Source organism: Buchnera aphidicola (Rhopalosiphum padi), from assembly GCF_005080845.1.
Lineage (GTDB): Bacteria > Pseudomonadota > Gammaproteobacteria > Enterobacterales > Enterobacteriaceae > Buchnera > Buchnera aphidicola_AO.
The window spans coordinates 1-14,563 of the sequence record NZ_CP034858.1 but is presented as its reverse complement, the minus strand read 5'-3'; the positions used below and the strand labels follow the sequence as shown (position 1 = coordinate 14,563).

Annotated in this window: 12 protein-coding genes; 3 read left to right on the top strand and 9 right to left on the bottom strand. The window is 26.8% G+C overall.

Annotated features, from left to right (window positions below; genetic code table 11):
- Positions 1–426: 426 nt before the first annotated feature.
- From dnaA to gyrB, 3 genes are all read left to right on the top strand, one after another.
- Entirely contained in the window at positions 427–1,791 is a 1,365-nt protein-coding gene (dnaA, locus tag D9V76_RS00065) for a chromosomal replication initiator protein DnaA (protein WP_158336807.1), read from the top strand.
- 4 nt (positions 1,792–1,795) lie between these two features.
- Positions 1,796–2,896: a DNA polymerase III subunit beta gene (gene dnaN, locus D9V76_RS00060; protein ID WP_158336806.1), complete on the top strand. Its 1,101-nt coding sequence runs from the start codon at positions 1,796–1,798 to the stop codon at positions 2,894–2,896.
- 117 nt (positions 2,897–3,013) lie between these two features.
- A complete protein-coding gene (gyrB, locus tag D9V76_RS00055) occupies positions 3,014–5,425 on the top strand; it encodes a DNA topoisomerase (ATP-hydrolyzing) subunit B (protein ID WP_158336805.1) in 2,412 nt (803 codons plus the stop codon).
- Positions 5,426–5,531: 106 nt separating this feature from the next.
- On the opposite strand, the gene D9V76_RS00050 is transcribed toward gyrB, so the two are convergent.
- The 9 genes from D9V76_RS00050 to mnmG form a co-directional block, all read right to left on the bottom strand.
- Positions 5,532–5,948, bottom strand: coding sequence for a F0F1 ATP synthase subunit epsilon (locus D9V76_RS00050; RefSeq protein WP_158336804.1), 417 nt, complete (start codon positions 5,946–5,948; stop codon positions 5,532–5,534).
- Between the two features lie 21 nt (positions 5,949–5,969).
- Positions 5,970–7,367, bottom strand: a complete 1,398-nt coding sequence (gene atpD, locus D9V76_RS00045; RefSeq protein WP_158337702.1) for a F0F1 ATP synthase subunit beta — start codon at positions 7,365–7,367, stop codon at positions 5,970–5,972.
- Positions 7,368–7,391: 24 nt separating this feature from the next.
- The gene (gene atpG, locus D9V76_RS00040; protein ID WP_158336803.1) at positions 7,392–8,267 is read right to left on the bottom strand and encodes a F0F1 ATP synthase subunit gamma; all 876 of its coding nucleotides are present in this window, start codon (positions 8,265–8,267) and stop codon (positions 7,392–7,394) included.
- Between the two features lie 52 nt (positions 8,268–8,319).
- On the bottom strand, positions 8,320–9,852 hold the full coding sequence (gene atpA, locus D9V76_RS00035) for a F0F1 ATP synthase subunit alpha (RefSeq protein ID WP_158336802.1): 1,533 nt from the start codon (positions 9,850–9,852) through the stop codon (positions 8,320–8,322).
- A 13-nt stretch (positions 9,853–9,865) separates the two neighbouring features.
- Positions 9,866–10,399: an ATP synthase F1 subunit delta gene (atpH, locus tag D9V76_RS00030; protein ID WP_158336801.1), complete on the bottom strand. Its 534-nt coding sequence runs from the start codon at positions 10,397–10,399 to the stop codon at positions 9,866–9,868.
- 16 nt (positions 10,400–10,415) lie between these two features.
- On the bottom strand, positions 10,416–10,901 hold the full coding sequence (locus tag D9V76_RS00025; RefSeq protein ID WP_158336800.1) for a F0F1 ATP synthase subunit B: 486 nt from the start codon (positions 10,899–10,901) through the stop codon (positions 10,416–10,418).
- Positions 10,902–11,011: 110 nt separating this feature from the next.
- The gene (gene atpE / locus D9V76_RS00020; RefSeq protein WP_158336799.1) at positions 11,012–11,251 is read right to left on the bottom strand and encodes a F0F1 ATP synthase subunit C; all 240 of its coding nucleotides are present in this window, start codon (positions 11,249–11,251) and stop codon (positions 11,012–11,014) included.
- A 42-nt stretch (positions 11,252–11,293) separates the two neighbouring features.
- Positions 11,294–12,112, bottom strand: coding sequence for a F0F1 ATP synthase subunit A (atpB, locus tag D9V76_RS00015; RefSeq protein ID WP_158336798.1), 819 nt, complete (start codon positions 12,110–12,112; stop codon positions 11,294–11,296).
- A 291-nt stretch (positions 12,113–12,403) separates the two neighbouring features.
- Positions 12,404–14,302 (bottom strand): tRNA uridine-5-carboxymethylaminomethyl(34) synthesis enzyme MnmG, encoded by a 1,899-nt coding sequence (gene mnmG / locus D9V76_RS00010; RefSeq protein ID WP_158336797.1) that lies wholly within the window; start codon positions 14,300–14,302, stop codon positions 12,404–12,406.
- Positions 14,303–14,563: the final 261 nt, after the last annotated feature.

Genomic DNA, 14,563 nt, shown 5'->3' with positions numbered 1-14,563 from the left:
ACCTGAATATACTTTATTAAATATAATTAATAAGATTCTCTAAAAAAAGAAGAGAAGAAGATTTTTTTTAAATGATAAAACTAAATTTAGTTTAGATATTAAATCAATATTCAATTTTTCTTTGTAAAAAAACAAAATCAAAAATAAAATTATTTAAAAAAACACTTTTTTAATATTTTATTTTGACATGATAAATGTATTTTTATCTATAAAAACAAAATTACATCTCAACATTACTTCTTTAGATAAAAAAATGTCTAAAAAATATATTACATCCTTTTCGTTATACTCACTAATCTTAAATTGTATAACTTTTAATATAAAAAAATATAATTTTTTTTATATGAAATATATGTGTCAAAATAGAAAAAGAAAAAATAGTAACTTTTTCAAATTTTATTTAATTTTGTTCGCTTGGAGACTACCGTGTCACTTTGTCTTTGGAAACAGTGTCTTGACCGGTTGCAGGACGAGTTACCATCTACAGAATTTAGTATGTGGATACGCTCTCTGAAAGCCAAACTAAACAATAATATTTTAGAAATATATACTCCAAATCAATTTATTTTAGATTGGGTAAAAGACAAATATTTAATTCATTTTAAAAAAATATTACGAGATTTTTGTGGTTCTAATTCACCTTCAATCAAGTTTAAAGTATACCAAACTTCTAAAGAAAAAAAATTTAAAAAAAATATTTTACAAAAAATACAAAATAAAAATGAAAAATTAATTTGGAATAAAATACCAATTTTCGAAAAATCGTCTTGTCGTTCTAACATTAATAAAAAACATAATTTTGAAAATTTTATAGAGGGAAAATCAAATCAATTAGCACGAGCAGCTGCATCTCAAGTAGCTAATAACCCTGGAAATTCCTATAATCCACTTTTTTTGTATGGAGGTACGGGATTAGGAAAAACACATTTGTTACACGCTATCGGGAACGGAATATTAGCATATAAATATAATGTTAAAATCATCTACATGCATTCTGAACGTTTTGTACAAGATATGGTAAAAGCTTTACAAAACAATGCTATTGAAAAATTTAAATTATACTATCGTTCTGTTGATGCATTATTAATTGATGATATTCAATTTTTTGCACATAAAGAACGTTCTCAAGAAGAATTCTTTCATACATTTAACGCTCTTTTAGAAGGAAATCAACAAATTATTTTAACTTCAGATCGTTATCCTAAGGAAATTAATGGTGTTGAAGATCGTTTGAAATCAAGGTTCGGTTGGGGTCTTACAGTTGCTATTGATCCACCAGAATTAGAAACTAGAGTTGCTATATTAATAAAAAAAGCAGATGAAAACAATGTTATATTGCCTGACGAAGTTGCATTTTTTATAGCTAAACATTTACGTTCTAATGTTCGTGAACTAGAAGGAGCTTTAAATAGAGTAATCGTTAATGCTAATTTTACTCATCGTTCGATTACTGTAGAATTTGTTCGTGAAGCACTTCGAGATATATTAGCTTTACAGGAAAAACTTGTTACTATTGATAACATTCAAAAAACAGTTGCAGAATATTACAAAATAAAAGTAGCAGATTTATTATCTAGGCGACGTTCTCGTTCAGTAGCTCGTCCGAGACAAATGGCAATGGCTATGGCAAAAGAATTAACTAATCATAGTTTACCTGAAATTGGAGATGCTTTCAGCGGAAGAGATCATACTACAGTACTACATGCTTGTCGCAAAATTGAACAATTACGTGAAGAAAGTAACGATATTAAAGAAGATTTTTCAAATTTAATCAGAACTCTATCAGTGTGATATTATGAAATTTACTATTCAGAATGATATTTTAGTTGAAAATTTAAAAAAAATAACTCGATTGCTCATCAAAAATGTTTCATTTCCTATTTTAGAAAATATATTAATACAAATTGAAAATGGAATTTTATCTTTAACAACAACGAATTTAGAAATAGAACTCGTTTCAAAAATTAAAATTATAACAAAATATACCCCAGGAAAAATAACTATTTCAGGTAGAAAAATTCTAAATATTTGTCGAAATTTATCAGAAAAATCAGAAGTAAAAATGCAATTGAAAGAAAAAAAAATGTATGTTTCTTGTGAAAATAGTAATTATATATTAAGTACTTTATCGGCTGATGATTTTCCAAACCATCAAAATTTTAATCATATTTCTAATTTTCATATATCTTCAAATATTTTAAAAGAAATGATAGAAAAGACTGAATTTTCAATGGGTAAACAAGATGTAAGATATTACTTAAATGGTATGTTATTAGAAAAAAAAGATAACTTTCTGCGTAGTGTTGCAACAGATGGATATAGATTAGCAATATCATATTCTAAATTAGAAAAAGACATCAATTTTTTTTCAATTATTATTCCAAGCAAAGCAGTAATGGAATTATCAAGATTATTAAATACTCAAGTACAATTATTAAATATTTTAATTGGTACTAATAGTATTAGAATATATATAAAAGATTTAATTTTTACCACTCAATTAATTGAGGGTGAATATCCTGATTATGAAAGTGTCTTATTTAAAGAAAAAAAGAATCCTATTATTGCTAACTGTACTTTATTAAAAAAATCACTATTGCGCGCAGCTATTCTAGCTCATGAAAAATTTTGCGGAATTGAAATAAAAATTGAAAAAAATAAATTTAAAGTACTATCTGACAATCAGGAAGAAGAAACTGCTGAAGATTTATTCGATATTAATTATCTTGGAGATACAATAGAAATATCAATAAATGTTTATTATTTATTAGATGTAATCAATAATATAAAAAGTGAAAATATTATATTATTTTTAAATAAGTCTAAATCTTCTATACAAATTGAAGCAGAAAATAATTCTTTAAATGCATATATTATAATGCTTTTAAAAAGATGAAAATAATTAATTTAAAAATGTTAAAAAATTTTTAGAACATAAATCTTTGAAGATTTAAAATATATAATTATTAATTATAAAAACCATATCATTAATAAAAAAATAATAAGGGAAAACATGATAGACACGTATAATTCCTCTAAAATTAAAATATTAAGAGGATTAGATGCTGTTCGTAAAAGACCAGGAATGTATATTGGAGATACTGATGATGGAAGTGGACTACATCATATGGTTTTCGAAATTGTAGATAATTCTATTGATGAAGCACTAGCAGGATTTTGTAAAGAAATTAAAGTAGTCATTCATTCTGATAATTCGGTATCAATAAGAGATGATGGAAGAGGCATTCCGACTGACATACATCCTGAAGAAAAAATTTCAGCTGCAGAAGTTATTATGACAGTACTGCACTCAGGTGGAAAATTTGACAATGATTCTTATAAAATATCAGGTGGATTACATGGTGTAGGAATATCAGTGGTAAATGCTTTATCAGAAAAATTAGAGCTAGTAATTTATAAAAATAAGAAAAAATATCAACAAATGTATAAAAATGGAAATCCAGAGTCCCCTTTATGCATTATAGGTACAACTAATACAACAGGTACATATATAAGATTTTGGCCTAGTTATAAAATTTTTACTAACAAAATAAAATTTAAATATGAAATTTTATCTAAACGTTTACGAGAATTATCTTTCCTTAATTCTAACATATCTATTTACTTAAAAGACAATCGAATAAATTTAGAAGATAACTATCACTACAAAGGAGGTATTAAAGCATTTATTAAATTTTTAAATAAAAACAAATTTCCAATTAATCCGCATATATTTCATTTTCGATGTATTAAAAATCACATAGAATTAGAAATTGCAATACAATGGAATAATTCTCATCAAGAAAATATACTTTGTTTTACTAACAATATACCTCAAAAAGATGGTGGAACACATTTAGCTGGTTTTCGAGCAGGAATAACACGTACTTTAAATTTACATATAGAACGTGAAGGATATAACAAAAAAAATAAAACAATTATTACAGGAGAAGATACAAGAGAAGGATTAACAGCAATTATATCTATAAAAATACCTGATCCTAAGTTTTCTTCTCAAACAAAAGATAAACTAGTTTCTTCTGAAGTAAAATCGGTTATAGAATCATTGATTAACGAAAATCTTATTGAATATCTTTTAGAAAATCCTATTGATGCAAAATCTATAATTCAAAAAATTATAAATTCAGCTAAAATAAGAGAAGCTGCAAGACGGGCTAGAGAAATAAATAAAAAGAAAGGAACGTTAGATTTAGGTACATTACCTGGAAAACTATCTGATTGTCAAGAAAATGATCCTAAATTATCAGAAATTTATTTAGTTGAAGGCGACTCGGCGGGTGGATCAGCTAAACAAGGTAGAAACCGAAAAAATCAAGCAATTCTTCCTTTAAAAGGAAAAATATTAAATGTACAAAAAACAAAATTTGATAAAATGATCTTATCTCAAGAAGTCGCATCACTTATAACAGCATTAGGATGCAGCGTTGCTAACAATGAATATAGTTTAGATAAACTAAGATATAACCATATTATTATAATGACTGATGCAGATGTAGATGGAGCGCATATTCGCACACTATTATTAACATTCTTTTACCGTCAATTACCGGAATTGATTGAAAAAGGATATGTTTATATCGCTCAACCACCTTTATACAAAGTTAAAAAAGGAAAACAAGAGAAATACATTAAAAATGACGAAGAGATGAACAAATATCAAATTAAAATAGCTTTAAAAGAAATTGTTGTAAAAAATAAAAAAAATAAAGATTTTAGTTTAATTAATAAAGAATTTCAAAAAATAGTATCTGATTTCAATCAAATTCAAATTAAAATAAAAAATAATAAAAATTACTTTCCTGAACTAATATTAAATGAATTAATCTATCATCCTCGTTTATATAGTTTAAAAAATGAAAACACAGTTCAAAATTGGATAGAAAAATTAGTAAAAAAACTAAACACAAAAGACAAAAACAATACAGTGTATAAATCAGTAATAAAAAGAAACGAAAATAAGAATATCTTTGAACCTAGTATACAATCATCAAGATATGCAAATCATATGCAATATGATTTTAAAAACGATTTTTTAGAAAGTGAAGAATATCTCTTAATTACTAATTTAGGTGAAAAATTTAAAAAATTTCAAAAATATGAAAATTTTATAGAAAAAGGAGAAAAAATTCATAAAATAACTGATATAAAAAATACATTAGAATGGTTGATAAAAGAATCAAAACGCGGTTTGTTGATACAACGTTATAAAGGACTGGGAGAAATGAATCCAGATCAATTATGGAATACCACAATGAATCCTGAAACGCGAAATATGTTGCAAGTAACTATCAAAGATGCTATTTCTGCTGATAATTTGTTTAATACACTTATGGGAGATTTAGTTGAACCTAGAAGGAAATTTATACAAAAAAACGCTTTAAAGGCAGAAAACATAGATATTTAAAACACATAATTAAAAAAACTATGAAACATCTTCATATTTTTTTTATAATTCTAAAAACTGTTTAACTAATAATTGCGGCAGGAAAAAAACCAGCCGCGAACACTCTTTATTTTTTAAATTTATCCATAATTTCAAGAACACGTAATTTTGCAATAGCTTTAGAAAGTTCAAATAAAACATCATCTTTTTTTACAGTTATTGTTTCTTTTTTAAAATGCTCTTCAGCTTGTTTCTTTGCTTCTAAAATACGTTTTCGATCTAAATCAATACCGCGAATAGCAACATCTGCTAAAATAGAAACAAAAGAAGGTTGTACTTCTAAAATACCTCCAGATATATAAAGACATTCTTCTGTTTTATTTTTATGGAATATATATATTATACCTGGTTTAATTATACTCAACAATTGAGTGTGTCCTGGATAAATTCCCATTTCCCCTTCACTTCCAGATACTTGTACTTTATCTACTAATCCAGAAAATATACGTTTTTTAACACTAACAATATCTAAATAAAAATCCATGGATGTATCCGAAATATTTAATTATAATAGTTTTGCTTTTTCTATCACTTCTTCGATAGTACCTACCATGTAAAAAGATTGCTCTGGTAAGTGATCAAATTCGCCTCCAATAATTCCTTTAAAAGCACGAATATTATCTTTTAAGGATACATATTTTCCTGGAAAGCCAGTAAATACTTCTGCTACAAAAAATGGTTGAGATAAAAATCTCTGTATCTTACGTGCTCTTGAGACTAAAATTTTATCTTCTTGAGATAATTCGTCCATACCTAAAATTGCGATGATATCTTTTAATTCTTGATATCTTTGTAAGATTGACTGTACCCCTCGTGCTGTTTCATAATGTTCATCTCCTACAATATAAGGATCTAATTGACGACTAGTTGAATTTAAAGGATCAATAGCTGGATAAATACCTAATGCTGCTATTTGACGGCTTAATGTTACTGTGGAATCCAAGTGTGCAAATGTAGTAGCTGGAGAGGGATCAGTTAAATCATCTGCTGGGACATATACTGCTTGAACAGATGTAATTGAACCTTCTTTAGTCGAAGTAATCCTTTCTTGAAGCAAACCCATTTCTTCAGCTAAAGTTGGTTGATAACCGACAGCAGAAGGCATTCTACCAAGAAGTGCAGAAACTTCTGTTCCAGCTAAGGTATAACGATATATATTATCAATAAATAACAAAACATCTCTCCCTTCATCACGAAACTTTTCAGCAATAGTTAAACCTGTAAAAGCCACGCGTAATCGATTACCAGGAGGTTCATTCATTTGACCATAGACAAGGGCAACTTTATCTAATACTTTAGAATCTTTCATTTCATGATAAAAATCATTACCTTCACGAGTTCTTTCACCAACTCCAGTAAATACTGAATAACCAGAATGTTCTATGGCAATATTTCTAATCAACTCCATCATGTTAACTGTTTTACCTACACCTGCTCCACCAAACAAACCAACTTTTCCACCTTTTGAAAAAGGACAAATTAAATCAATAACTTTTATACCTGTTTCTAATATTTCTTGAGAAGCTGCTTGTTCTTGATAACTTGGAGGAGAACGATGAATTTCCCAATATTCTAACTTAGAATTATCTAAATTTTTTAATGGTCCTTTATCATCTATTGTTTTACCTAATACATTAATTATTCGACCTAAAGTAGCTTGTCCTACCGGAACTTTAATATAGTGTCCAAGATCAACAACAGTCAAACCCCTTCTCAAACCATTAGTTGAACCCATAGCTATTGTTCGTACGACACCAGCACCTAATTGTTGCTGTACTTCTAAAATAAGTTGTATTTGTTTGTTTTTTACTTCTAGAGCGTTATATATCTTTGGCACTGAATTTTGATTAAATTCTACATCTACTACGGCACCAATAATTTGGATAATTTTTCCAGTAGCTATCATCTTAAAACCTCTAACTAATTTTTAATCCACTGATACTGCTGATGCTCCTGCAACAATTTCAGTCAATTCTTGAGTAATGTTAGCTTGACGAACTTTATTATAAATCAACTGTAATTCTTTGATACGATTACCACTATTATCTGTGGCAGTTTTCATGGCAACCATACGAGCTGCTTGTTCACTTGCAATATTTTCTAAAATACTTTGATAAATCTGAGATTCAATATATCGATCAAACAATGTATCTAAAATTAATTTAGATTCTGGTTCATATAAATAATCCCATTTTATTTTCTTGTTATATAGAATATTATTTTCACTATAAAGTGGTAAAAGCTGACTGATTTTTGGATACTGTGATAATTTGTTATGAAATTTATTATAAGCAATAAAAAGTTTATCAATTTGATTATTTTGATATTTTTCTAAAATAATTTTAATTGATCCAATTAGTTTTGATAAATCAGGATTTTCACCTAAATTAGTTACACTTGAAACAACAGAACTACCACATAATTTAAAAACAGATAAACTTTTTAAACCAAATAATATTAAATCACAAGGAATATTTATTTTAGCAAAATCTTGAATTTTAAATAGTACTTGTTTAAAAAGATTAGTATTTAAACTTCCACATAATCCTCGATCAGTAGAAACTATGATTATGCCAACTCTTTTATTATTTCTTTTTTGCAAATAACTATGTTTATACTCTAAACTACCTTGTAAAACATGATGAATCACTTTTGTAATTATTTCAGAATACGGTCGACCTAAACGCATCCTTTCTTCTGTTTTTCTCATTTTAGAAACAGCAACCATTTCCATAGCTTTAGTAATTTTTTTAGTATTTGTAACACTTATTATTTGATCTTTTATTTCTTTTTTACTTGCCACTATCTTCTCTCAATGAATTTTTATTATGTTATTAAAAATAAAATTTTAAAAATCAAGAATTCTTAAAATTATTAATTAATTCTATAAATTTTTTCTTTATTATATCATTGAAATTTCCATCTTTGTTTATTTCTTGCATTAAATCTAAATGATAACTATAAGCATACATCAAGATTTCTTTTTCAAATTGAACAATTTTTTCTACAGAAATGTCATCAAAAAAATTATTTTCAGCAATAAAAAACATCAATCCTTGTTCTGCTATGGACATAGGACTATATTGTTTTTGTTTTAATAACTCAGTAATTTTTTGACCATGCATTAATTGTTTTCGAGTTGTTTGATCTAAATCAGATGCAAACTGAGAAAATGCAGCAAGTTCATGATATTGAGCTAATGCGGTACGAATTCCAGAAGATAATTTTTTAATAATTTTAGTTTGAGCTGCACTGCCAACTCGAGATACAGATATACCTGCATTAACAGCGGGTCGAATACCTGAATTAAACAAATTAGATTCTAAAAATATTTGCCCATCAGTAATAGAAATCACATTTGTAGGAACAAATGCAGAAACATCACCAGATTGTGTTTCAATAATAGGTAAGGCTGTAAGAGATCCAGTTTTTCCAATTGTTTTACCTTTAGTAATATTCTTTACATGTTCTTTAGAAACACGAGCCGCTCTTTCTAACAAACGTGAATGAAGATAAAAAACATCCCCCGGAAATGCTTCTCTTCCAGGAGGTCTACGTAATAATAAAGAAATTTGACGATACGCTACTGCATGCTTTGAAAGATCATCATAAACAATTAAAGCATCTTCTCCTCGATCACGAAAATATTCCCCCATTGCACAACCTGAATAAGGTGCTAAATATTGTAAAGAAGCTGCTTCTGCAGCTGAAGCGACAACAATAATAGTATTTAATAAAGCATCGTGTTCATCTAGTTTTTTTACAACATTAATAATAGTCGAAAGTTTTTGCCCTATAGCGACATAAATACATGGAATGTTAAATGTTTTTTGATTAATAATGGTATCGATTGCAAGTGCCGTTTTTCCTGTTTGTCTATCTCCAATAATTAGTTCACGTTGTCCACGACCAATAGGAACCATGGCATCAATCGCTTTATAACCAGTTTGTATTGGCTGATTAATTGATTGACGTTCGATAACACCAGGTGCATCTGCTTCTACTGGCAAGTAGACATCATGTTTTATAGAACCTTTTCCATCAATAGGAAAACCCAATGCATTAACTGTCCTACCTAAAAGTGCAATACCTGCTGGAACTTCTAAAATTCTCCCTGTACATCGGACCTTAGTGCCTTCGGTAATATGAACATAAGGTCCCATAACTACAGCGCCAATTGTGTCTCTTTCTATATTTAATGCAATTGCATATTCATTTTCAGGTAATAAAATCATTTCTCCTAACATAACATTAGAAAGACCATAAATTTTTATGATACCATCATTAACAGAAATAATAGTACCTTCATTATAAGATTGATCAAACACTTCAAATTGAGCAATTCTTTCTTTAATTAATTGACTAATTTCTGTAGAATTTAATTGCATATATAATGCTCTCTTAAAAATTTAAAAATTCAGATAATTGTTTAAGACGACCACGAACAGAAAAATCAAAAACTGTATCATTTGTTTTTATAATAATACCATCAAGTATTTGATGATCAATTTTATATATAAACTTGATTTTATATAAAAATATTTTCTGCAATATACAACGTATATCAATAATCTCATTTTCTTTCAAGGAATATGCTGAAGTCAATTCAACCATCATATTACCGCGATAAGATGTTTCTAATTTTAAAAACTTTTGTAATATATTATTGAATATTTTAAAACGTTGATTTTTAGCTAATAATTTTATTAAATTTCTTGCTTTTTCATCAATTTGATCACCAGCAACAAAAATAAAAAACGATGATAAATAACCAGGCGATAAAGATCCAGATAAAAATTTCTCAATTTTTTTTGAAGAAACAATTTCATCAATAAAAATTAACATTTTTTTCCATTTTTCTATTGATTTATTTTCAATGGCTAATGCGAAAATTGCTTTAGCATATGGTCTGGCAATAGTATCAAACACTGACATTAATATTTCACCTATATTAATTTTTTATCTGTGATAAAGAAACAATTAATTTTTTTATTAAGTCTTTATTTTGATCTTTTTGAATATTTTCTTTAATAATTTTTTCAGCCATAGAAATTGATAAATCTACGATTTCTTTATGTAAATTTTTACGTGCTTGCATCACTTTTATATCAATTTCTAATTTATTTTTTAAAAAAATTTTTTTACTTTCCTCCACAGCAATATTCTTCGCATTCTCTAAAATCATTGATTTTTGTTTATTTGCTTCATTTATAATGAATGATGCTTTTTCTTTAGAATCTTGAATTATCTGATTCATTTTTTTTTGAATAACTAAAAATTCTTCTTCAGCTTTTTTTAAAGAAATCAAAGATTTTTTAATTTTTTTTTGTCTTGTCTCAATGGCAAAAATAATAGGAGGCCATATATATTTCATACAAAACCAAACAAATAAAATAAACGAAACTGCTTGTCCAAGAATTGTTGCATTAAGATTCACGATAATGGACCTTATGTATTAAAATAAAAATTAATCTTTACGCTATCTAAAAACGTAAAGATTTTACTTATAATTTAAAACAATAATTTTTTTTATAAAGAAATAAAAAATCAAGAAACAGCAAAAAGCATATATAAACCTAAACCAACTGCAATCATTGGAATTGCATCTACTAATCCCATTACAACAAAAAACTGTGTTCTTAATAAAGGAACTAAATCAGGTTGTCTTGCTGCCCCTTCTAAAAATTTACTACCTAAAATACCAATCCCAATTGCTGCTCCAATTGCTGCCAATCCAATCATAATAGATACTGCTATGTACAACATGTCAACATTTAAATTTTCCATTACAAACCCCAGTTTTCAATACAATTATGGTCAATTTTCATCTTAATGAGATTGAGAAGCCATTGACAAATAAACAATCGTCAATACCATAAAAATAAAAGCCTGTAGAGAAATTATTAAAATATGAAAAATAGCCCATGGAACATTTAAAGAAAATTGCGACCACCATGGGAGTAAACCGGCAATTAAAATAAAAATCATTTCACCAGAATACATATTTCCAAAAAGCCTTAATCCCAAAGAAATTGGTTTGGATAATAAAGAAACTAATTCTAATAAAAAATTAAAAATAAAAAATACAGGATGATTAAAAGGTTGTAAAGTAAGTTCTTTACAAAAACCAATTAATCCCTTGACCTTTATACTATAAAACAGAATCAAAACAAAAACACCTAACGACATTGACAATGTAATATTAATATCAGCAGATGGTACAACACGCATTGCTGGAAAACGAAAAAATTTTTCAGAAATAAATGGAAGAAAATCAATTGGAATTAAATCCATAAGATTCATTAAAAAAACCCAAACAAAAACCGTCAAAGATAAAGGTGCAATAAGAGGATTTTGACCTTGATACATACTCTTTACATTAGAACTAATAAAATCAAAAATTAATTCAATACAAGCTTGCAATTTATTCGGAATACCAGTCGTAATTTTTTTCGCTACTGTATAAAAGATACTTAAAAAAAAACATCCCAATACAAGAGAAAATATTATTGAATCAATATTTAAAACCCAAAAATGAGGAGCAATATTTCCTGGTTCAACAATTTTAAAATTACATAAATCTATTTGCAAATGATTTAAATGATGACTGATATATTTTTGAGGATTAGATATTTTCTCTAAAAACATAAATTTTTCTCATTTATTTTATATAATTTAAATAAAAAAAACAGAATAAAGTAACTAATTTTAAAAATACTAAATTAATAAATAAAATCAAAAAAAATATTTTTAATAATTAACTATTTTTTAAAACTTATTGAAAAAAATTATTTACTCTTTTTTTACCATCAAAAATTGTTATTTTTATTCATTTATTCAAAAACTAATTACTTAAAATTAATTTTAATTTTTAATAAACAAGCAGTATCAAAAAAAATTATTACACATTTTAAAGTAAAAAAGTGAAAAAACAATTCGTTATGATACAACATGATTTTTATAATATTCTTTTTTCAAATGTATTAACAAAATAGATATAGTGGCTGGTGTTATACCAGAAATACGCGATGCTTGACCAACAGAAACTGGTTTATAATCATTTAACTTAGCAGCTGCTTCATGAGATAAACCTTTGATTTTATTATAATCATAAGTAGGTAACAAGGGAGTATTTTCATTTTTTAAATGTCTATTAATTTCTTCTAATTGTCTTTTAATATAACCTTCATATTTAATTTCATTTTCTATTTGATCTGCTGCTTCTAAATCAGAAATACCTGTTTCAAATATTTTTAAAAACTTCAAATTTTTATATGTAATTTCAGGACGTTTTAATAAATTTAAAATATTTATTTCTTTAGTTAAAACAATATCAAACAACTGACTCAAGGTATTAGCATCAGAAGATTTAGGATATATCTTTATTTTTTTTAAACGATTTATTTCATTACTAATATTTAATACTTTTTCATTATAACGAATCCATCTTGGATTATCTACTAATCCCAATTTATAAGCAATTTCAGTTAAACGTAAATCAGCATTATCTTCTCTTAAAGTTAATCGATATTCAGCCCTTGAAGTAAACATTCGATAAGGTTCGTTCGCACCTTGAGTAGTTAAATCATCAATAAGAACGCCTAAATAAGCTTGATCACGTCTAGGAAACCATTGTTCACAATCTTTTGCACTTAAAGCTGCATTTAAACCTGCTAGGAGTCCTTGAGCAGCAGCTTCTTCATAACCAGTGGTACCATTAATTTGACCAGCTAAAAAAAGACTTTTAATCCATTTACTTTCCAAAGTAAGATTCAAATCCTTAGGATCAAAAAAATCATATTCTACAGCATAACCAGGAGTAATAATTCTAGATTTTTCTAATCCTTTTATAGATCTTACTATTTCCTTTTGAATATCTAAAGGTAAACTAGTTGAAATACCATTCGGATATATTTCAATACTAGTTAACCCTTCTGGTTCTAAAAAAATTTGATGCGATTTTCTATCAGGAAAACGAATAATTTTGTCTTCAATAGAAGGACAATATCGAGGTCCTAAACCTTTAATTATACCTGTATATAGAGGACTCTTATCTAAATTATTGCGTATTATTTCATGCGTTTTTTCATTAGTATGTGTAAGAAAACATGGTATTTGAAGAGGATGATTAGAAATATTTCCCATAAAGGAAAAAACAGGAGTAGGAATATCACCATACTGGACAAATAAATTTTTAAAATTAATTGTATTAATATCAATACGAGGTGGTGTTCCAGTTTTTAATCTATTCACACGAAGAGGCAATTCTCTTAAACGCATAGCTAAATCTATAGATGCTTTTTCTCCTTTTCTTCCAGAAGAATAACTTTTCAAGCCTACATGTATTTTCCCACCTAAAAAAGTACCTGTAGATAATACAACTGATTTAGAATGATAACTTACATTACTTTGTGTTAAAACACCTACAACTTGATAGTTTTTAACAATTAAATCTTTTACTTCTTCTTCTAGAATTAACAAATTAATTTCTTTGTTCAATAAATTTTTTATATTTTGACAATAAAGTATTCTATCAGCTTGGGCTCTAGTAGACCGTACAGCAGGACCTTTTTTCGAATTCAAAATTCGAAACTGAATTCCCGAATAATCAATAGCTCTAGCCATTAAACCACCCAAAGCATCTATTTCTTTTACCAAATGACTTTTTCCTATCCCTCCAATTGCTGGATTACAAGATAATACACCTATATCAGTAATTTTTTGAGTTAATAATAATGTCTTACAACCTACTCTTGCAGAGGCTGCTGCAGCTTCAGTACCAGCATGTCCTCCACCAATAACAATAACATCAAAATTTTTTAAATACGACTTCGACATACAAAAGACCCTTTAAAATATTCAAATTATTCTATACAGTATTAATATTTTAATCAAGATAACACATAATAAATATTCAAAATAAAATAATCAAAAATAAAAATAATAAAAACAAAAATAATAAAAACAAAAATAATAAAAACAAAAATAATAAAGATTATTTTTCTTTTCTTAAAAATTAAAAAAAAAAATAACAATACTTATTATTAGTAAACACAAAATCTGTGGATAAGTAACGTGTAACATTGATAATAAAAGAAA